An 18,058-nucleotide genomic window follows, 5' to 3' on the forward strand; every position below is an offset into this window, starting at 1 on the left:
GTTGCACACGCAAGGACCGCATTCAGAGGACGAAATGCGTGAGGGACCGGCGCCCTACTTCTTCTTGGTCACCCAGATGGTGATGGTCGCGGTCACGACGGGCTTCCCGTTCGTGTCCGTGATCGTCACCGGCACGGGGAGCTCGAAGCCCTCGTCGCCGAATTCCGGCAACTCCGGCAGTTCGGCGACGGCGCGCAGGCTCGTCTCGGCCTTCGCCACATACGCGACCGTCATGCCCTTGGGCAGCCACCGATGCGTCGTCGGCACGGTCGCCTCGGCGAGCATGCCCATCGCGATCTCGGCGAGGTTGCAGGCCGCGATCGCGTGAAAGGTCTTGATGTGGTTGTAAACACCCCACCACTTCGGGGAGGTCACCTCGCACCGGCCGGGACGCAGGTCGCGTACCGACGGGAGCACCGTCCGGAAGTACGGCACACGCAGGCACATCGCCGCCGAGAAGAGCTGTTTGCCGACCGGCTTGCCCGCCAGCCGGTTCCACATCGCGTAGGTCGGATTCTGCGCCATCACGGTCTCCTCACCATGTTACTCACCAGTAGCATAACCGGACGGCAGGCTATATTCGCAACGTGGCACATCGGCTCTTCCTCCTCCGGCACGGCCAGACCGAGTGGTCCGTCAACGGACGGCACACCGGACGCACCGACATCCCGCTCACGGCCGCGGGCGAGGGGCAGGCCCGCGCGGCGGGCGGCACCCTGCGCGCGGTACTCGGCGGCAACCCCGCGCTCGTCCTCTCCAGCCCCCGCACCCGCGCACTGCGCACGGCCGAGCTGGCCGGCCTGCGCGTCGACGAGGTCACCGAAGAGCTGTCCGAATGGGACTACGGCGACTACGAGGGCGTCACGACCCCGGTGATCCGCGAGACCGTTCCGGGGTGGACGGTCTGGTCACACCCGATCCCCGGCGGCGAAAGCGCGGAAGACGTCAACGCCCGCGCGGACAAGCTGATCGAACGCGTCCGCGAGCCGCTCGGCGAGGGTGACGTGATCCTGGTCGGCCACGGGCATTTCAGCCGCGTCCTGGTCGCGCGCTGGGTCGGCCTGCCGTCGACGGCGGGCGTCCACTTCGGACTCGACCCGGCAGGCGTCGCGGTGCTCGGCGACGAACGCGGCGAGCCGCAGATCGAACACCTCAACCTGCTCCCCACGACGGAGGACTAGTGGACGACCGCATCCGGCGTATCCGGGAAGAAGACGTCGACGCCGTCGTCCAGCTCGTCTACGACCTCGCCGAGTTCGAACGCGCCCCGGACGAGTGCCACCTCACTCCCGAGCAGCTGCGCGTCGCGCTGTTCGGCGAGGCGCCGGGCCTGTTCGGGCACGTCGCCGAGGTCGACGGGGAGATCGTCGGGTACGCGCTCTGGTTCCTCAACTTCTCCACCTGGCGCGGTGTGCACGGCATCTACCTGGAGGATCTCTACGTCCGCCCCGAGCAGCGCGGCTCCGGCCTCGGCAAGGCTCTTCTCGCCACCCTCGCGGCGGTCTGCGTCGAGCGCGGTTACGCCCGTCTCGAATGGTCGGTGCTCAACTGGAACCCGGCGCAGGGGTTCTACAAGTCGCTCGGCGCGGTGCCGATGGACGAGTGGACGGTCGACCGCCTCACCGACGAACCGCTGAAGGCACTCGCCGCCCAGGTCTAGCGCGGCGTCAGGAGTCGCGTTCCTCGCGCTCACGGCGCGCCGCGCGACCCGCGGCACCGTCCCGCTCGGCTGCCTCTTCCTCGGTCTCGCCCTCCTGCATCCCGAGCGCCCACGCCCGCGACGGGCGGCGGAACAGCAGCACGATGACGGCGACGCCGACCAGCCCCAGCGGCACTCCCCACAACGGCTGCCCGGACGGGCCCGCGCCGTACCAGCCGACGCCCACCAGGATCAGCGCGACGACCACCCCTGGCGACCTCGCCCACGTCTTCCCCATCATCAGCCCGGCCGCGCAGGCCAGCGTCCCGACGGCGAGGACGAGGTAGTAGGCGACTTCGGCCAGGAGGTTCTCCGGTCCGGCCCGGCCGTTGACCAGGAGCAGGATCGCGAACACGATCAGAGCGAGCCCCGGCAGCGCGGTGACGGCGCCGGCGAGGCGGACTTCACGGGGCGCGGGCGAGAGCTTGTCGGCGATGGACACGGCGAAACAGCCTTCCAGGCTTCCGGACACGGTGCCCCACCAGGGCGGGTCACCGTACGTGAGCACTTTCGATCGTATGCCACCCGGTCGGCCGGTTTCCCCTCGCCGTCACAGGGGAAGAATTGGCAGTGTCGTCGATGAGCGGGCGGTCGGCCCGGGTGCACTTGTCACGACGCGCGAGAGCCGCCGGCGATGAGGAGGAACGCCCGCCACAGGGGTCATACGGTGCTGCTTCGAGAACGCACGGGCCACTGAGCTTCGCGTCACCTGACGCTCCCCTCTTCGGGCCGAAGTCACTTACCCTGCGGTATGTGCGTGCCATCCTCGTCGTGAATCCCCAGGCCACCTCGACCACCGCCGGTGGCCGTGACGTGCTGGCGCACGCACTGGCCAGCCAGGTCAAACTCGACGTGGTGGAGACCGACTACCGCGGCCACGCGATGGCCGTGGCGCGGTCCGCCGCCCGCGACGGGATCGACCTGGTGGTCGCCCACGGCGGCGACGGCACGGTCAACGAGGTGGTCAACGGCCTTCTCGCGGACGCGGACGGCGATCCGGCGAAGACCGGCGGCGTCCCCATGCTCGGCGTCGTACCGGGCGGCTCGGCGAACGTGTTCGCCCGCGCGCTCGGGATCGCGCACGATCCCGTGGAAGCGACCCATCAGCTCCTTAACGCCATCGAGAACGACCGAAGCCGCAAAGTCGGCCTCGGGATCGCCGACGGACACTGGTTCACCTTCAACGCCGGCATGGGCTGGGACGCCGACGTCGTCGGCCGCGTGGCCAAGCGCCGGGGCAAGCAGACCACCGCGGGCCTCTATCTGAGGGCCGCGGTGGCGTCACATCTGCGGCCTCCGCTCGGCCGCCCGCCCCTCACGGTTCGCATCCCGGGCGAAGAGCCCACCGAAGTGCTGACCGCTTTCGTGTCGAACACCGATCCGTGGAGCTACCTGGGGGACCGTCCCGTCCACCTGAACCCCGGCAGCTCGTTCGACACCGGACTGGGCCTTTTCGCGTTGAGCGGTCTGGGATTGCCCACCGTGTTCAAGCATGTACGGCAGGCATTGCTCACGAAGAGCAACCAACGCGGACGACGTCTCCTTCGTCACGATGACCTGCCGATGATCCGCATTGACGCTGCTGAACCGGTAAACTTCCAGGTGGACGGCGACCTCGTCGGCCAGCGGAAGAGGGTGGAGTTCTTCAGCGTCCCGGAAGCACTGACGGTAATCGTCTGACGACCGGACCGCTGATCGCCTGCGGCAAAGTACGAACTGCCGCTCATCGACGCAGAACCTCCGCTCAGCGCATCGGCCTTCCCATCGGAAGTCCGTTTCGGAACGAAACCGCAGGTCAGAAGCGTCGCTCGGCCGGGTGAGCTGACTCACCGATCTTCAGAAAACCCTTGTCGAAACGGGTGCTTCGTGAAAGCATTCACAAGCACCCAAAAAAACGACCGCCATGACGACTATGGCGCGGAGTACCGCGCCGTTATGAAGGAGCTCAGAAACATGGACTGGCGCCACGACGCGGCCTGCCGAGACGAGGACCCCGAGCTGTTCTTCCCCGTGGGAACCAGCGGTCCTGCTCTGTCGCAGGTAGCGCAGGCGAAGGCCGTGTGCCACCGCTGCACCGTCGCTTCCGACTGCTTGGCCTGGGCATTGGCCAGCGGGCAGGACGCAGGCGTCTGGGGCGGGATGAGCGAGGACGAGCGACGGGCCCTGAAGCGCCGTCGTACGCACATCGGCACGCGTACCTCCGCCTGAGTTTTTCAACTCACGCACGCTTCATCGCATCACCAAAAACTGAGTAGCACCCAAGCCTCGGGCAATCCCGCGGCGTAGTGGCTCTATGGCCCTGCGTCGCGAGGTGACACCTACCCGACTTGAGCTTAACAAGCGAGGCCGACACGCCCCCGAGGGGGTACGGCTTCACTGGACTTTTTCCAAGTCCTCCCGCGGAACCGTTACAGGGCCGGCGCCATCTTCTCTTCGGGCGCCGGCCCTAAAACGTGTCCGGGTGAGACTGTCCATTGAGGACGATCAAAAGGGACAGTCCACTAGAGACGTCGGGACAACGGGATACGCAGGGCCGCTTCGGTACCCACCCGGCGGCCGCCCGCCTCTTCGGAATCCCCGCGCAGTCCACGGATCGACAGCGATCCGCGCAGTTCGGACTCCACCAGGGTCCGCACGATCTGGAGCCCGAGGCCGTCACTGCGTTCCAGCGAGAAACCCGAAGGCAGCCCGCGCCCGTTGTCGCGGATGACGACATCGAGCCAGCGTGCCGAGCGTTCCACTTCGAGTTCGACCTTGCCCGGCCGTCCGTCGGGGAAGGCGTGTTCGATGGCGTTCTGGACCAGCTCGGCCAACACCATCACCAACGGCGTCGCGATCTCGGCGACGACGACGCCGAACGAGCCCGTACGCGAAAGCCCGACCTGCGATTCGGCCGTCGCGACCTCGCCGACCATCGGGAGGACGTTGTCGAGCAGCTTGTCGAGATCGACCCGCTCGTCCACCGAGATGGACAGCGCCTCGTGCACCATCGCGATCGACGAGACCCGGCGCACGGATTCGCCGAGCGCGAGCCGCGCCTCCTCGCTGGAGGTCCGGCGCGACTGGAGCCGCAACAACGCGGCGACGGTCTGCAGGTTGTTCTTCACCCGGTGGTGGATCTCGCGGATGGTCGCGTCCTTCGAGAGGAGGGCGCGGTCACGGCGCTTCACCTCGGTGACGTCGCGCACCAGCACCAGCGCGCCCGCGGGCTGCCCGGCGGGGCGCAGCGGCAGCGCACGGAACAGCACGACGGCGCCGCGCCGGGAATCCGCCTCCGTCCGGCTGCTGGGCTTGCCGTCGAGCGCCTCGATGATCCGGTGCGACACCTCGGTCGCGTCGAACGGGTCGCGGATGAGCGAGCGGGTCAGCGGCGCGAGGCGCTGCCCGACGAGGTCGGATTCGTGCCCCATCCGGTGGTAGGCCGACAGCCCGTTCGGGCTGGCGAAGACCACGGTGCCGGTCGGGTCGAGGCGGATGAGACCGTCGCCGACCCGCGGGCTGGTGTGGGTGTCCGTCTGGTTCCCCGGGCTGGGGAAGGTGCCGTCGACGATCATCTGGCACAGGTCGCCCGCGCTGCCGAGATAGGCGATTTCGAGCGGGCTCGGCACCCGCGAGGCGGCCAGGTTGGTCTCACGGGACAGCACGGCGATCACCGTGCCGCCGAACACCACCGGGATGGCCTCACGCCGCATCGGCAGGTCGCGGTACCAATGCGGGTCCTCTTCGCGGCAGATCCGCACCTCACGGCTCGCCTTGGCCAGCTGCGGATGCTCATCCTCGGTGAACCGGGAGCCGACGACATCCTCCGGATGGGCCGTCGGCGCCGTCGTCGGACGCGCGTGCGCGACGCACACGAAGTCGCCGCCGTCGGGCTGCAGCTCCTCCGAGACGGCGACCCAGAGCAGGAAGTCGGCGAAGGACAGGTCGGCCAGCAGCTGCCATTCGGCGACCACGGCCTGGAGATGGTCCGCGGCTTGACCGGACAGGCCGGTGTTCTCCGCGAGCAGATCGGAAAGGGTGGACACGTCCCCATCCAAGCAGGGTGAGGGCCGCATGACACACTGGAGAGGTTGACCCTGGCCCAGCGGTGTCGTATCACCCCGCGCGGGCCACTCGGACGAGGAGTGAAACATGTCGAAGCGCGCCCGCAAGCGTCGCGACCGTAAGAAGAACGGCGCGAACCACGGCAAGAAGCCCAACTCCTGATCATCGATCAGACGACGAAGGCCCCCGCACCGATCCGGTACGGGGGCCTTCGTGTGTCCTGTGCCGCGTTACTCGAAGGTCTGCTCGATCTTGACCTCGGTGCGCTCGATGGTGATCGAGCCCTTGGTCTGCACGGTCTGGCGGATCGAGGCCCGCAGCCGGGACTTGAGGTCGTCCGGCGCGTGGTCGCCACCGCACTTGCGGGCGAGCAGCTGCTTGATGTGCTCGTCGATGCCGTATTCCTCGAGGCACGGCGGGCAGTCCTCGATGTGCTTGCGCAGGGCGGCGTCGCGCTCGGCGCTGCACTCCTTGTCCAGGAGCAGGTAGATGTCGGCGAGGGCTTCCTCGCACCTGACCTTGTCGTCCGCTCCGGCGCAGTAGTCCTCGCTCATCGCCCCGCCACCTCCTGCTGTTTGCCCGCGCGGATGAAGCCGCGCTCGCGCGCGACGTCGGCGAGCAGGTCACGGAGCTGGGCGCGGCCGCGGTGCAGCCGGGACATCACGGTGCCGATGGGCGTGTCCATGATCTCGGCGATCTCCTTGTACGCGAAACCTTCGACATCGGCGAGGTAGACCGCGAGGCGGAACTCCTCCGGCAGCTTCTGCAGCGCTTCCTTGACGTCGGCGTCGGGCAGGTTGTCCATCGCCTCGACCTCGGCCGAGCGCAGCCCGCTGGAGGTGTGACTCTCCGCCTTGGCGATCTGCCAGTCGGTGATCTCCTCGGTGGGCTGCTGCACCGGCTGGCGCTGACGCTTGCGATAGCCGTTGATGTAGGTGTTCGTGAGGATGCGGTACATCCACGCCTTGAGGTTCGTACCCGCCTTGAAAGACGCGAAGGCGGCGTACGCCTTCAGGTACGTCTCCTGGACGAGGTCCTCGGCGTCGGCGGGATTCCGGGTCATCCGCATGGCGGCCGAGTACAACTGGTCGAGCAGGGGCATCGCGTCCCGCTCGAAGCGCTCGGCCCGCGCGGCCGCCTCTTCGGCGTCCGTGCCCGTGTCCGGCGCGGGATTCTGCGTGCTCGGCAAACCGTTCCCTTCCCGATCGGCGTCGATGCGCTTGTGCGCATGAGACGTCGTCGAGTTTACGCGCGGACGGATCACCTGGCCGCCCGGCGTGCGCGGGATCAGGATTCGGGGAGCTTCGAGTGTGGTGGACACGTGCCTTTCAACAGTGACGCCCAGCCGGGCATTCCCGGCGCGCTCGTAGACTCCGCCCATGGCAGGCAAGGGAACCCCGGCGACGGCGCTGCTGGTGAAGCAGAAAGTGGCGCACGTTCTGCACGCCTACGACCACGACCCGCGGGCCGAGTCGTACGGCCTCGAAGCCGTCGAAGCGCTGGGGCTCGACCCCGCGCGCGTGTTCAAGACACTGGTCGCCGAGGTCGACGGGAAACTGACCGTCGGTGTGGTCCCGGTCACCGGCCAGCTGGATCTGAAGGCGCTGGCGGCCGCCGCGGGCGGGAAGAAGGCGAAGATGGCCGACCCCGCCGCCGCGCAGCGCGCGACGGGATACGTGCTCGGCGGGATCTCGCCGCTCGGGCACCGGAGCCGGCTGCCGGTGGTGATCGACTCGTCGGCGGAGAAGTTCGAGACCGTGCACTGCTCGGCCGGGCGGCGTGGGCTGGAGGTCGAGCTCGCGCCCGGTGATCTGGCGCGGCTGACCGGCGCCGTGGTCGCCCCCATCGCGGGCTGATCTCCCGAGACTCACCCACGAGAGGGAGTGGCGTCGGTCCGCAGCGGGAAGATCACGCGCCCGCGCTCGGGAATCGTCATCGGCAAGCGAAAGACGACTCCCGGGAGCGACGAAATGACCGAGACCTTGCCCGGCGTACCGAGGTGGGCGAACCTCGCCGCCCACGCGACGCTGCTGGTGACCTTGCCCTCCGGGCTGTGGCGGATCGCGATGGGCCTCGGCCTCCCAGTGGGGTTCACCGCCCAGGGGCTCGACGAATTCGGCATCCCCGGCTGGGGCTCGGCCTACGTCTTCAGCCTGAGCCTGCTCGCCGAAGCGCTCGCGTTCCTCACCCTCGGGCTGGTCCGGCCGTGGGGCGAGGTGTGGCCGCGCTGGATCCCGGGGCTGCGTGGCCGCCGGATCCCGCCGCTCGCCGCGATCGTCCCGGCGGCCGCCGGCGCGATCGCCCTGACCGTGCTGGGGATCCAGGGACTGTTCGGCTGGGGAGAGGCCGGTTCTTCGATGTCGCCGGGGAGCTGGGAGGACTCGCCGGTCTACGGCGTCGTCATGGCGGCCTGTTACGCGCCGCTCCTGCTCTGGGGCCCGCTGCTGGCCGCGGTCACCGTGCACTACGCCCGGCGGCGGTTGTCAGGCGAGCGGCCGCAGCACACGCTCCAGCCACTCGGCGGCCGCGCGTGACACGCCTTCGAGGTCGGCGCTGAGGTTGTGATCTCCCTGGAGCACCACGATCTCGTGATGCGGCCCCGCCTTGGGCAGGCCGAACGGGTCTCGTTCACCCTGCACCACCAGGGTCGGGACCTCGACGGCGTCCAATTCGCCCTGCCGGGTCTTCTCCGGCTTTCCCGGCGGATGCTCCGGGAAAGCCAGGCAGAGCACCGCCACCGCCTGCCCCGCCGCGGCCGTCCGGCAAGCGACGCGAGCCCCGGACGACCGGCCACCGAACACGATCGGGAGGTCGTCGAAGCGCTCGGAGATCTCGTCGGCCACGGTGAGCCAGGCGGTGTCGAGCTGGGTGGCGGGGGCGGGCGCCCGACGGCCCGCCACCCGGTACGGCTGCTCGACGAGCGCGACGTGGACACCGGCCGCCTGCGCGGCGCGGGTGACCGCGACCAGATCCTTCGCGCCGATCCCGCCGCCCGCGCCGTGGCCGAGCATCAGGACCGCGATCCCTTCTTCGGCACAGTGCAGCTCGGCCCGCGCGGGGCCGTAGGCGGTGTCGATCTCCAGCTTCGTCATGAGTTCGGCAGCTCGAAGAGCGCGCTGTCGGCGGCGGGTTCGACGCGGTCCACCAACTGCGGGCCGTTGTTCCGGACGTTGTTGACCAGGCTGGACACCGGCCGCAGCTCGATCGTGTCGACCAGGTCCACCGGGGGCGGGACGAGCAGGTCGGTGACGTCGGGCAGGTCGGGGTCGAGCCAGGTGTCCCACTTCTCGCGCGGCATCAGCAGCGGCATGCGGTGGTGGATGCCGGTGAGCCTGCCGACCGAGTCCGTGGTGATCACGGAGAAGGTGATCAGCGGATCGGCGTCCTTGTCGTCCTTCGGCCGCCAGGTCTCCCAGATCCCGGCGAACGCGAGCGACCCGTCACCCGGCCCGGTCATGAAGAAGGGCTGCTTCTCCTTGCCGTCGCGCCGCCACTCGTACCAGCCGTCGGCGGGGACCAGGCAGCGCCTCGCCGAGACCGCCTTCTTGAAGGACGGCTTCTCCTTGGCCGTCTCGGCGCGCGTGTTGATCATCTTCGAGCCGACGCCGGGGTCCTTCGCCCAGAACGGGACCAGGCCCCAGCGCATCATGCGCAAGGACCGCACGGCCGGCTCGTCTTCGAGCACCGCGCCGTCGGCGTCACGCGGATGCCGCTGGACGACGGTGGGCACGTCCTTGGTCGGCGCCACGTTGTGATCGGTCCGGATCCGGCCCTCGGTCAGGTCCACCGCGGCGAACTCGTCGATCAGCGCCGCCGGATCCTTGGTGGCGGCATAACGCCCGCACATGCGAAAACCTCCCTAATCGACAGCCATCGTTACACGCCGGCCAGACGATGGCGAGCAGCATGGGATCATTGTTCCGCGGTGTTCGAAGAGCAGGAGGCGGTTTGGCGGGCAAGGACTGGCGCAGGCTGGACGAATCCGACGTGCGGATCCGTCCCGGCAAGGGCACCAGGCCGCGCAGCAAACGCCGCCCCGAGCACGCGGACGCCTCCACGGCGATGGTCATCGGCAAGGACCGCGGGCGCTGGACCTGCGCGATCGACTCGGATCCGGACCGCGTCGTCACCGCGATGCGGGCCCGTGAGCTGGGCCGGGTCCCGGTCGTCGTCGGCGACACCGTCGGCATCGTCGGCGACGTGAGCGGCAGACCGGACACCCTCGCGCGCATCATCCGGGTGGACGAGCGCTCCAGTGTGCTGCGCCGGACCGCGGACGACACCGACCCCTTCGAACGAGTGGTGGTCGCCAACGCCGAACAGCTGCTGATCGTGACCGCGCTGGCCGATCCCCCGCCGCGCACCGGATTCATCGACCGGTGCCTCGTCGCCTGTTACGCGGGCGGTCTCGAACCGGTCCTTTGCCTGACGAAGGCCGATCTCGCCAGCCCGGACGAACTCCTCGCCGGCTACGCGGGCCTCGACATCCCGGCCGTGGTCACCCGGCACGACGAACATCCGGAAGAACTGACCGGACGGCTCAAGGGCCGGGTCACCGCGCTGGTCGGGCATTCCGGGGTCGGCAAGTCCACTTTGGTCAACCGGCTGGTCCCCGACGCCGGGCTGGCGACCGGCGTGGTCAGCGCGGTCGGCAAGGGCAGGCACACGTCCGTCGCGGCGGTCGCGCTCCCCCTGCCCGGCGGCGGCTGGGTGGTCGACACCCCCGGTGTCCGCTCGTTCGGGCTGGCACACGTGACCGCCGACGACATCGTGCTCGCGTTCGAGGAGTTCGCCGCGGCCGCCGAAGAGTGTCCTTCCGGCTGCGGTCATCTCGGGCCGCCTTCGGACCCGGACTGCGCACTCGACGACGTGGTCACAGATGGTGACGCGAGTCACGAGCGACTGGAGTCTTTGCGCCGCCTTTTGGGCTCCCGAGCTGGTCATGACGACGATCGGTAACTAATTCCGGCCTGGAGCGATACCCCGTTCGGATTAGATCAACTTTCCTGAGGGGTCCTCTTGAAGCGCGTAACCACGCTTGCCGCCATCACCACGGCCGCCGTCCTGGCGCTGTCCGCTTGCGGTGGCGAGACGCAGCCCGGCGCGGCTGCTCCCACTCCTGCTCCTTCCGAAGGGAAGAGCCTGCTTTCGTCGCCGCTCGGCGACCCGATCCAGCTCGCGGCCCTGACCCGCGAGAGCACCAAGAAGGCCAAGTCGTCCAAGGTGACGATGGAGAGCGTCGCCGGCACCCAGAAGCAGACGGCGACCGGGCAGGGCGTGTACGACGGCGAGAACACCAAGTTCTCGATGTCCATGGACAGCGACGGCAAGAAGCTGGACGTCCTCTTCGTCGACAGCGCGCTGTACTTCAAGCTCGACGCCTCCGACAAGGCCGAGATGAAGACCGACAAGTCGTACGTGAAGATCTCCGCCGACGGCCAGGACCCCATCTCGCAGCTGCTCGGCAAGATGATGTCGAAGGCCATCAAGGACAGTGACCCGTCGCGCACCCTCGAGCAGGTCTCGCAGGCGGGCAAGATCACGAAGTCGGACCAGGTCGAGCTGAACGGTGAGCTCACCAACCACTACGTCGTCGAGATCGAGGTCGAGAAGGCCATCGCCCTCGTCGCGGGCGAGGTGGGCGTCCCGTTCCCGGCGGAGGTCCAGAAGCAGCTCGACGCGAAGCTGAAGGGCAAGAACGTCACCATCCCCACCGAGCTGTGGCTCAACGCCGACCAGCTGCCGGTGCAGGTCGTCTCGGACCAGACCGCGTTCATGAAGGCCATGGGCGTTTCCGGCGACGGCGTCGCCAAGACCACGGTCAAGTACACCGACTGGGGCAGCCCGGTGGAGGTCACCGCCCCGCCGGCCGACCAGGTCGGCGACCTGGCGGAGATCATGAAGAAGGCCGGCCGCTAGTCCGACGTTTGCGCGTGAAGGCCCCCTTCCCTCTGCTCAGCCGAGGGAAGGGGGCCTTCACGCGCTTCCGAACCATCGGACGGTGGAAATTCACGCGACAGGCACTACGGTGGTGGTACAGACCATTCACCCGAGGGAGTCCCATGCGTGCCACCGGATTCGCCGTCGTCTGTACCGCTCTCCTGCTCTTGGGCGGCTGTTCCGGTGAAGAGAAACCGGCGACGCGGCCGGTGAACGACGCGGCGCAGCTGGCCTCGGTCGCCGCCGCCGGCACGCAGAAGGCCCGCTCGTCCAAGATCGCGCTCGAGACCACCGCGGACGACGGCCGCAAGGTCGTGGTCACCAGTTCCGGGCTCTACGAGGGACCGAACAGCAAGTTCTCCATGGTCGCCGAGATCGCGGGCGAGAAACGGGACCTGATCTTCGCCGACGGCGTCCTCTACTACCACCTGTCGGACACCCAGGTCCAGGAACTCAAGACCGACAAGGAATGGGTCAAGATCACCGCCGACGGCAAGGACTCGCTCTCCACCGCCAACGGCGCGCTGATGACGAACGTCGTCGAGACGATGGATCCGACCCGGACGATCGAGCGGATCTCGAAATCGGGCAAGGTCACCAAATCCGAGCAGGCCGACGTGAACGGCACGGCCGCCACGCGGTACGTCCTCGACCTCGGTGGCGCGCCCGCCGAGTTGTGGCTGGACGCCGAACAGCGCCCGGTGCAAGTCAGCATCGGCAAGGCCACGGTCAAATACGACAGCTGGGCTTCGGACGTGGTGATCATCGCGCCGCCGCCCGAGGCGGTCGGCGACAGCCGCTGAGCCGTTGCCCCGATCGGGGCGCGGTCCGCGGCTGTGTTTCGCTTGAGTGCCCGCGATCGAAAGCAGGTCCTCATGCGAAGAACGGCCCTGTCCACCGTCGTGCTCGTACTCGGTGCGCTGCTCGGCGCCTGTGACGGCGATGCCGTCTCGTTCGCCGACGCCCGCGCGCTCGCCGACGGAGCGACGTCCGCCATGGACGGCAAGGCCGCGAAGTTCACCACCGACGTCACGGCGGGCACGATGCGGTCGAAGAACCAGGGACAGGCCAAGGTCGCGGCGACGGGCACCGCGCTGGCCATGACCACGGACTTCCTCGGCGAACCGATCGAACTCCGGCTGGTCGGCAAGATCGTCTTCGCCAAGGTCCCCGACACCGCCCGTGAAGACATTCCCGGCGGGAAACCCTGGGTCAAGGTCTCCCCCGACGGCGCCGACCCGTTCTCGCAGGTCGCCGGTGGCAGCATCGACCAGCTGGCGAAGCAGAACGACCCCGGCCGCGCGCTCGACCAGGTGCGGAAGGCGGGCACGCTCACCGGATCCGGGCACGCCGAACTCGACGGGGTGTCCGCCGAGCATTACCGGCTGGACGTCGATCTGGCCGCGCTGGGCGGTGACCTGCCCGCCGGATTGTCGGCCGAGACCGTCACCGAGCTGCGGGGCAAGGTCGGGAAGCTCCCCATGGAGATCTGGCTCGACGACGCGCGCCGCCCGCTGCGGATCATGCTCGACCTCGCCCCCGTCCTCGTCGCTTCGGGCGCGCCGGACGGCGCGACCGCCAGGATCGTCACGCGCTACAGCGAGTGGGGCACGCAGGCCGACATCCAGGCGCCGCCACCGGAGGAGATCGGGGAGATCCCGGCGGGCTGACCCTGTCACGTTCCCCGCACGCGTTTCGTCCCTCTCGTGAAGGCGGACAGGAGAGGAACGAACATGCGCGTGATGGTGATCGGGGCGACCGGGATGCTGGGACGGCCGCTGGTGCGGCGTCTGCTGGCCGAGGGCCACGAGGTGAGCGGACTGGCCCGCGGCGCGGACCGGGTCGCCGCGGTGCGCGCGACCGGCGCGAAACCGGTGACGGGTTCGCTGTTCGACGTCGACGCGCTGGCCGGCGCGCTGAACGGGCACGACGCGGTGGTGAACGTCGCGACCCGGATCCCGGACGCGCGCCACGCGATGACACTGGCCGGCTGGGCCGAGAACGACCACGTGCGGGTCACCGGCAGCCGGACCCTCGCGGCCGCCGTGCGACGGGTCGGCGAGCTGGAAATCGTGGTGCAGGAAGGGATTTCGTTCGTCTACGCCGACGGCGGCGACGAGGAACTGGACGAGGACGCGCCTCTCGCGCTTCGCGGCAACATCGCGTCCTCGACGGTGGCACATGCGAACATCGCGGAGCTGGCGGACGAGGGACGCACCGCGATCCGGCTGCGGATCGGGCTGCTGGTCGCCGACGACCCGATGACCACGACGATGCTGGCGGCCGCGCGACGCGGTTCACCGCTGATCTTCGGCCGCCGGACCGACTGGACCGCGGCGATCCATCCGGACGACGCGGCGGCGGGCGCGATCGCGGCGCTGCGGGCGCCGAGCGGCGTCTACAACCTGGCCGCGGATCCGGTGCGGAAGCAGGAACTCGGCGAGGCGATGGCCGCCGCGGCCGGTGTCCGGCGGCCGCGCGCGCTGCCGAAGTGGCTGGCGAACCGACTCGGTCTGATGTCGGTGCTGGCGCGTTCGCAGCGCGTGGTCTCGACCCGGCTCACCGAGGCGACCGGCTGGCGCCCCGAACGCCCGGTGCCCGGCCCCTCGTGGTTCTAGCGTTTGGTCCTCTGAATGCGAGGGGTCAGAGGAGTTCCAGCAGGAAAGGGAGCTCCTGGGGCGCATACCAGGCCAGTTCGTGGTCTTCGGCGTCGCCGAGGGTGAACTCGGCGTCCGGATCGCCGAGGTCGGCCTGGTCGATCACCGCGGCCGCGGCCTGCACGGACTCGGCGGCTTCGGCCGCGTCGACGTGGATCGCGGCGACGTCGACGATCTTCACCGGCCCGGACAGCCGGACGACGGCGGCGTCGAGATCCGGGCGCAACGTGACGTCGTCGATGTCGGCCGAGATCACCACCCGCCGCGGCTCGGGCTTCTCCTCGGCCGCGATCAGCCGGAGCGACGCCCTGGCGGCGTCGAGCAGCGCGGCGTACTCGAGTTCTTCGTCGGATCCGCTGGCGTAGGACTCCCGCAGCGCCGGGGTCAGCGCGAATCCCGTGCCGCTGCGCGCCCGGAGCTCTCCGGCGGTTTCGAGCTCACGGAGCATCGCGATCGTCCCGGGTAGATAGACCCTCACCAGTGCGCACCCTTCAGCTCTTCCAACGATTCCTCGATCATCCCGGCGAGCAGGTCCACATCGGACACGGCCTTGCGATCGCCGTTCAGTCCGAAATAGACACCGCCGTGATACGAGGTGACCCCGATCGCCAGCGCCTGATTGCGCACCAGCGGCATGACCGGGAACATCTCCACCATCTTCGCCTGTCCCGCGTAGAGCGGCACCTGCGGGCCCGGCGAGTTGGTGATCAGCACGTTGAAAATACGTCCCGACATCGACCCGGCCACCCGCGCGCCCAGCGAATGCAGCGTCGGCGGGGCGAAACCACCGACCGTCCGCAGCCCGCGTGCGGCGACCGAACGGCCGGAGTCGAGGTGGTCCGCCATCGCGTGGCCGATGTGCTGCAGCCGCAGGACCGCGTTCGGCTCCCCGACCGGAAGATCGACCAGATAGGCGTCGACCTGGTTCCCGACCAGCCCCGGCGTCGAGTACTCGGCCGTCTCGGCGTCGCGGACGGCCATCGGCACCAGTGCGCGCACGGTGGTCGTCGCGGTCAGGTTCGAGCCGCGGGAGAGCAGCCATTCCCGCAGCGCGCCGGTGATCGCCGCGAGCACGACGTCGTTGACCGTACCGCCGTGCGCGGCGCGGACCTTGCGGAAATCCTCCAGCCGTGTGCGGACCCCGGCGAACATGCGGCCGCCGGAGGTGCGGACGTTGAGCGGCCCGGACGGCGCCGGATTCACCATGGTCTTGAGCGCCGACGCCACGTCACCGACCGTTTCGGTGACCTTGCCCGCCATCGCGGTGACGTCGTGGGCGATGGAGCGGACGTTCTCCACCAGCTCCGTCGGCCGCTGCACGGTCTCGGCGACCGCGTCGAGGATCAGCTGCGTGCGGCTCGGTTCCCGGCGCGGATGCCAGGTGTCGTCGTCGAACGGTTCCGGCTCCTGCGGGGTGGCATCGAGGATCAGCTGCCCGATCTCGATGGTGCCGATCCCGTCCACGACCGACTGATGCGTCTTGGTCACCAGCGCGACGCGGTCGCCCGCGAGCCCCTCGACGAAGTACGCCTCCCAGAGCGGCCTTCCCGGGTCGAGCCGCCGCGACATCAGCCGCGCCACGAGGTCGAACAGCTGGCTGTCGGAGCCCGGCTGCGGCAAGGCGGACCGCCGGACGTGGTAGTTGAGGTCGAAGTCGACGTCGTCGACCCACACCGGCCGGGCGAGATGCCCCGGCACCTCCAGCACTCGCTGCCGGTAGCGCGGCAGGAACGCCAGGCGCTGCCCGATCAGGTCCAGCAGCCGCTCGTGGTTGAAGCCCTCGCGCGGTCGCTCGAAGATCGCCACGCCGCCGACGTGCATCGGGGTCGAGTGGTCTTCCACGTACAGGAACGAGGCGTCCAGCGCGGAGAGGCGGTCGGGCATGGGCCGATCCTTACACAATGGGACACTCGCCGGTGTGGGTGATGAGTCGGTGATCTCGCCGAAGGACCGGTTCCTGACGGTGTACGGCCGCAAACCGGTGCTCGAGGCATTGGACGACGCGGCGCTCGAGGTGGACAAGGTGATCCTCGCCGACACCGTGCGCGGGCCGAACGCCGCCGAGATCCAGCGTGCCGCCAAGGCCGCCGGGGTGCCGGTGCAGCGAGCGAGCGCGCATCGCGTCAAGGTGCTGGCGGGCAACGGCAAACAGGACCAGGGCGTGCTGGCCGACGTCGTCGCCCCGCGTATGCGATCGCTGCACGCGGCGCTGTCCGACGGCAGGCCGCCGTCGCGGGTGCTGCTGCTCGACGGCATCACCACCCCGGCGAACGTCGGGATGATCCTGCGCACGGCGACCGCCGCCGGACTGGAGGGGGTCGTGGTGCCGCGGCGCGGGGTCGCCGCCCTCGACCCGATGGTGGTCAAGGCTTCGGCCGGGGTCGCGTTCCGCGCGCCGGTGCTGCGGTGCGGCAGCGCGCGCGAGGCGGCCGAAATGCTCACCGAAGCCGGTTACGGCATCTACGCGCTGGGCGCGTCGGCACGCAGCTCGGTGTTCGACGTCGAACTGCCGCAGCGCGCGGCGTTCGTGCTGGGCGGCGAGACGAACGGCGTCGGCGCCGAAGTCGGCGAACTGGTGACGGAGTGGGTGTCGATCCCGATGCCCGGCGAAGTCGAGTCGCTGAACGTCTCGGCCGCCGCCGCGGTGCTGTCGTTCGAGCTGGTGCGCCGGGCTAAGGCTTCGGGAACAACGCGCTGAGCTCGGTCAGCGTCTCCTCGACCGAGGTGTGGTGCACTCCGGCCATCCCGGCCGCGACCGCCGCGCGAACGTTGTGCGCGGCGTCGTCGACGAACACACACCGGTCCACCGGCAGGTCGAGCAGCCCCGCGGTGAGCAGGTAGACCTCGCGTTCGGGTTTGGCCACGCCGACCTCGCCGGAGAAGACGAGCGCGTCGAAGAACGGGCCGAGTGACCGCTTGGCCTCGTCCGACGCGCCGGGGGCGTTCGAGAGCAAGGCCGTTTTGATACCGCGCTCCCTGGCCGAGATCAGGAAGGCGTACAGCTCGTCCGCGCCCGCGTCCGTGAGCACCCCGACATAGTCGATGACCAGCCCTTTCAGCACCGGCTCACCGTACACAAGCGATCACCGCCCGGTTCATCCTCTCGGGCGGTCCTTGTCGCGGCCGGGGCCACTGCCTGCCCCTTAGTTGCTGGGCGTGGCCGAGGTGGCCGCGGAGGGGGACTGCTTGATGAAGTCGTACGTACTGAGACGGCTCGAACCGTACGAACCGCCGTACCGGGTCGCCGACCGGCCCGACGGCCTGATGCACCGGGCGGCGTCGCCGGACAACCAGCTCGTGCTGGACCTGCCGCTGTCCGGGGAACGCGTCGTGGAGGAACCGCGGCCGGCGCCGGACACGCCGGACGGCAGGCAGATCGGCAGGCTGCTGACCACCATCCTCGAAGCCTGTGACGGCCGGCGTCCGGCGGTCCAGGTGCGGCCGATCCTCGACCCGGCGCTCCACCACGCGCTGCTCGACAGCGGCCGTCGCCGTCCGGCGGGCGGCTACCGGCCGAAGTCGGTCCACCTGGGTCATCCGGCGGACGGCGTCGTCGAAGCCTGCGCGACCGTCGAACAGAACGGACGCAGCCTCGCCCTGGCCGCACGCTTCGAGCGGACGCCGTCGGGCTGGGTGTGCACTCGCTTCCACCTGCTGAAGCCGCCGCGACGGGTCTCCGCGCTCGCGGCCTGAAGCGCGTGAAGGCCCCCTTCCCTCG

Annotated in this window: 24 protein-coding genes; 14 read left to right on the forward strand and 10 right to left on the reverse strand. The window is 69.5% G+C overall.

Features of this window, described 5'->3' with window-relative positions; all coding sequences use genetic code 11:
* Positions 1-54: 54 nt before the first annotated feature.
* Entirely contained in the window at positions 55-525 is a 471-nt protein-coding gene (locus tag ACIBTM_RS03420) for a hotdog fold domain-containing protein (RefSeq protein WP_016337062.1), read from the reverse strand.
* A gap of 62 nt (positions 526-587) precedes the next feature.
* On the opposite strand from ACIBTM_RS03420, the gene ACIBTM_RS03425 reads away from it, so the two are divergent.
* Positions 588-1,181 carry an acid phosphatase gene (locus ACIBTM_RS03425; protein WP_395874974.1) on the forward strand — a complete coding sequence of 198 codons (594 nt, stop codon included), beginning with the start codon at positions 588-590 and terminating at the stop codon, positions 1,179-1,181.
* Positions 1,181-1,660 (forward strand): GNAT family N-acetyltransferase, encoded by a 480-nt coding sequence (locus ACIBTM_RS03430; RefSeq protein ID WP_037341065.1) that lies wholly within the window; start codon positions 1,181-1,183, stop codon positions 1,658-1,660. The genes ACIBTM_RS03425 and ACIBTM_RS03430 overlap by 1 nt, the downstream gene beginning before the upstream one ends.
* 7 nt (positions 1,661-1,667) lie before the next feature.
* Here ACIBTM_RS03430 and ACIBTM_RS03435 read toward each other — a convergent pair whose 3' ends face one another.
* Entirely contained in the window at positions 1,668-2,207 is a 540-nt protein-coding gene (locus tag ACIBTM_RS03435; RefSeq protein WP_395874975.1) for a hypothetical protein, read from the reverse strand.
* Between the two features lie 245 nt (positions 2,208-2,452).
* Here ACIBTM_RS03435 and ACIBTM_RS03440 point away from each other — a divergent pair, with 245 nt between their 5' ends.
* The gene (locus tag ACIBTM_RS03440) at positions 2,453-3,379 is read left to right on the forward strand and encodes a diacylglycerol/lipid kinase family protein (RefSeq protein WP_395874976.1); all 927 of its coding nucleotides are present in this window, start codon (positions 2,453-2,455) and stop codon (positions 3,377-3,379) included.
* A gap of 273 nt (positions 3,380-3,652) precedes the next feature.
* Positions 3,653-3,907 carry a WhiB family transcriptional regulator gene (locus ACIBTM_RS03445; protein WP_007028999.1) on the forward strand — a complete coding sequence of 85 codons (255 nt, stop codon included), beginning with the start codon at positions 3,653-3,655 and terminating at the stop codon, positions 3,905-3,907.
* Between the two features lie 293 nt (positions 3,908-4,200).
* On the opposite strand, the gene ACIBTM_RS03450 is transcribed toward ACIBTM_RS03445, so the two are convergent.
* Positions 4,201-5,724 carry a sensor histidine kinase gene (locus ACIBTM_RS03450; protein ID WP_395874977.1) on the reverse strand — a complete coding sequence of 508 codons (1,524 nt, stop codon included), beginning with the start codon at positions 5,722-5,724 and terminating at the stop codon, positions 4,201-4,203.
* Positions 5,725-5,830: 106 nt separating this feature from the next.
* On the opposite strand from ACIBTM_RS03450, the gene ACIBTM_RS03455 reads away from it, so the two are divergent.
* Complete coding sequence (locus ACIBTM_RS03455; protein WP_369299112.1) at positions 5,831-5,905, forward strand: 50S ribosomal protein bL37; 75 nt, start codon at positions 5,831-5,833, stop codon at positions 5,903-5,905.
* A 68-nt stretch (positions 5,906-5,973) separates the two neighbouring features.
* On the opposite strand, the gene rsrA is transcribed toward ACIBTM_RS03455, so the two are convergent.
* Complete coding sequence (gene rsrA / locus ACIBTM_RS03460; RefSeq protein ID WP_037341057.1) at positions 5,974-6,297, reverse strand: mycothiol system anti-sigma-R factor; 324 nt, start codon at positions 6,295-6,297, stop codon at positions 5,974-5,976.
* Positions 6,294-6,932, reverse strand: coding sequence for a sigma-70 family RNA polymerase sigma factor (locus ACIBTM_RS03465; RefSeq protein ID WP_026466946.1), 639 nt, complete (start codon positions 6,930-6,932; stop codon positions 6,294-6,296). Before ACIBTM_RS03465 ends, rsrA begins: the two co-directional genes overlap by 4 nt.
* Before the next feature lie 190 nt (positions 6,933-7,122).
* Between ACIBTM_RS03465 and ybaK the strand changes: the two genes are divergently transcribed.
* The gene (gene ybaK / locus ACIBTM_RS03470) at positions 7,123-7,599 is read left to right on the forward strand and encodes a Cys-tRNA(Pro) deacylase (RefSeq protein ID WP_038508656.1); all 477 of its coding nucleotides are present in this window, start codon (positions 7,123-7,125) and stop codon (positions 7,597-7,599) included.
* 114 nt (positions 7,600-7,713) lie between these two features.
* On the forward strand, positions 7,714-8,277 hold the full coding sequence (locus ACIBTM_RS03475; protein WP_395874978.1) for a hypothetical protein: 564 nt from the start codon (positions 7,714-7,716) through the stop codon (positions 8,275-8,277).
* Here ACIBTM_RS03475 and ACIBTM_RS03480 read toward each other — a convergent pair.
* Positions 8,227-8,835, reverse strand: coding sequence for an alpha/beta family hydrolase (locus ACIBTM_RS03480; protein WP_395874979.1), 609 nt, complete (start codon positions 8,833-8,835; stop codon positions 8,227-8,229). The genes ACIBTM_RS03475 and ACIBTM_RS03480 overlap by 51 nt on opposite strands.
* Complete coding sequence (locus ACIBTM_RS03485; protein ID WP_395874980.1) at positions 8,832-9,590, reverse strand: SOS response-associated peptidase; 759 nt, start codon at positions 9,588-9,590, stop codon at positions 8,832-8,834. Before ACIBTM_RS03485 ends, ACIBTM_RS03480 begins: the two co-directional genes overlap by 4 nt.
* A gap of 101 nt (positions 9,591-9,691) precedes the next feature.
* Between ACIBTM_RS03485 and rsgA the strand changes: the two genes are divergently transcribed.
* From rsgA to ACIBTM_RS03510, 5 genes are all read left to right on the forward strand, one after another.
* Entirely contained in the window at positions 9,692-10,702 is a 1,011-nt protein-coding gene (rsgA, locus tag ACIBTM_RS03490; RefSeq protein WP_395874981.1) for a ribosome small subunit-dependent GTPase A, read from the forward strand.
* 60 nt (positions 10,703-10,762) lie between these two features.
* Complete coding sequence (locus ACIBTM_RS03495; RefSeq protein ID WP_395874982.1) at positions 10,763-11,662, forward strand: hypothetical protein; 900 nt, start codon at positions 10,763-10,765, stop codon at positions 11,660-11,662.
* Positions 11,663-11,805: 143 nt separating this feature from the next.
* Positions 11,806-12,486, forward strand: coding sequence for a hypothetical protein (locus ACIBTM_RS03500; RefSeq protein WP_395874983.1), 681 nt, complete (start codon positions 11,806-11,808; stop codon positions 12,484-12,486).
* A 72-nt stretch (positions 12,487-12,558) separates the two neighbouring features.
* The gene (locus tag ACIBTM_RS03505; protein WP_395874984.1) at positions 12,559-13,353 is read left to right on the forward strand and encodes a hypothetical protein; all 795 of its coding nucleotides are present in this window, start codon (positions 12,559-12,561) and stop codon (positions 13,351-13,353) included.
* A gap of 63 nt (positions 13,354-13,416) precedes the next feature.
* Entirely contained in the window at positions 13,417-14,301 is an 885-nt protein-coding gene (locus ACIBTM_RS03510) for an NAD-dependent epimerase/dehydratase family protein (RefSeq protein ID WP_395874985.1), read from the forward strand.
* A gap of 25 nt (positions 14,302-14,326) precedes the next feature.
* Here ACIBTM_RS03510 and ACIBTM_RS03515 read toward each other — a convergent pair whose 3' ends face one another.
* Both ACIBTM_RS03515 and ACIBTM_RS03520 read right to left on the reverse strand, forming a co-directional pair.
* Positions 14,327-14,818, reverse strand: a complete 492-nt coding sequence (locus tag ACIBTM_RS03515; protein WP_395874986.1) for a DUF6912 family protein — start codon at positions 14,816-14,818, stop codon at positions 14,327-14,329.
* Entirely contained in the window at positions 14,815-16,224 is a 1,410-nt protein-coding gene (locus ACIBTM_RS03520; RefSeq protein ID WP_395874987.1) for a wax ester/triacylglycerol synthase family O-acyltransferase, read from the reverse strand. Before ACIBTM_RS03520 ends, ACIBTM_RS03515 begins: the two co-directional genes overlap by 4 nt.
* Positions 16,225-16,258: 34 nt before the next feature.
* On the opposite strand from ACIBTM_RS03520, the gene ACIBTM_RS03525 reads away from it, so the two are divergent.
* A complete protein-coding gene (locus ACIBTM_RS03525) occupies positions 16,259-17,038 on the forward strand; it encodes a TrmH family RNA methyltransferase (protein ID WP_395874989.1) in 780 nt (259 codons plus the stop codon).
* On the opposite strand, the gene ACIBTM_RS03530 is transcribed toward ACIBTM_RS03525, so the two are convergent.
* The gene (locus tag ACIBTM_RS03530) at positions 17,013-17,417 is read right to left on the reverse strand and encodes an HAD-IA family hydrolase (RefSeq protein WP_395874990.1); all 405 of its coding nucleotides are present in this window, start codon (positions 17,415-17,417) and stop codon (positions 17,013-17,015) included. The genes ACIBTM_RS03525 and ACIBTM_RS03530 overlap by 26 nt on opposite strands.
* A 112-nt stretch (positions 17,418-17,529) precedes the next feature.
* Here ACIBTM_RS03530 and ACIBTM_RS03535 point away from each other — a divergent pair, with 112 nt between their 5' ends.
* The gene (locus ACIBTM_RS03535) at positions 17,530-18,033 is read left to right on the forward strand and encodes an Rv3235 family protein (RefSeq protein WP_395874991.1); all 504 of its coding nucleotides are present in this window, start codon (positions 17,530-17,532) and stop codon (positions 18,031-18,033) included.
* Positions 18,034-18,058 lie beyond the last annotated feature (25 nt).

The organism is Amycolatopsis sp. NPDC049868, assembly GCF_044461365.1.
Lineage (GTDB): Bacteria > Actinomycetota > Actinomycetes > Mycobacteriales > Pseudonocardiaceae > Amycolatopsis.

Excerpts from the sequence above, each read along its gene's own strand:
- ACIBTM_RS03420 (WP_016337062.1), bottom strand. The coding sequence starts at position 525 with ATGGCGCAGAATCCGACCTACGCGATGTGGAACCGGCTGGCGGGCAAG.
- ybaK (WP_038508656.1), top strand. The coding sequence starts at position 7,123 with ATGGCAGGCAAGGGAACCCCGGCGACGGCGCTGCTGGTGAAGCAGAAA.
- ACIBTM_RS03520 (WP_395874987.1), bottom strand. The coding sequence starts at position 16,224 with ATGCCCGACCGCCTCTCCGCGCTGGACGCCTCGTTCCTGTACGTGGAA.
- rsrA (WP_037341057.1), bottom strand. The coding sequence starts at position 6,297 with ATGAGCGAGGACTACTGCGCCGGAGCGGACGACAAGGTCAGGTGCGAG.
- ACIBTM_RS03475 (WP_395874978.1), top strand. The coding sequence starts at position 7,714 with ATGACCGAGACCTTGCCCGGCGTACCGAGGTGGGCGAACCTCGCCGCC.
- ACIBTM_RS03535 (WP_395874991.1), top strand. The coding sequence starts at position 17,530 with ATGAAGTCGTACGTACTGAGACGGCTCGAACCGTACGAACCGCCGTAC.
- ACIBTM_RS03510 (WP_395874985.1), top strand. The coding sequence starts at position 13,417 with ATGCGCGTGATGGTGATCGGGGCGACCGGGATGCTGGGACGGCCGCTG.
- ACIBTM_RS03445 (WP_007028999.1), top strand. The coding sequence starts at position 3,653 with ATGGACTGGCGCCACGACGCGGCCTGCCGAGACGAGGACCCCGAGCTG.
- ACIBTM_RS03505 (WP_395874984.1), top strand. The coding sequence starts at position 12,559 with ATGCGAAGAACGGCCCTGTCCACCGTCGTGCTCGTACTCGGTGCGCTG.
- ACIBTM_RS03500 (WP_395874983.1), top strand. The coding sequence starts at position 11,806 with ATGCGTGCCACCGGATTCGCCGTCGTCTGTACCGCTCTCCTGCTCTTG.
- ACIBTM_RS03480 (WP_395874979.1), bottom strand. The coding sequence starts at position 8,835 with ATGACGAAGCTGGAGATCGACACCGCCTACGGCCCCGCGCGGGCCGAG.
- ACIBTM_RS03485 (WP_395874980.1), bottom strand. The coding sequence starts at position 9,590 with ATGTGCGGGCGTTATGCCGCCACCAAGGATCCGGCGGCGCTGATCGAC.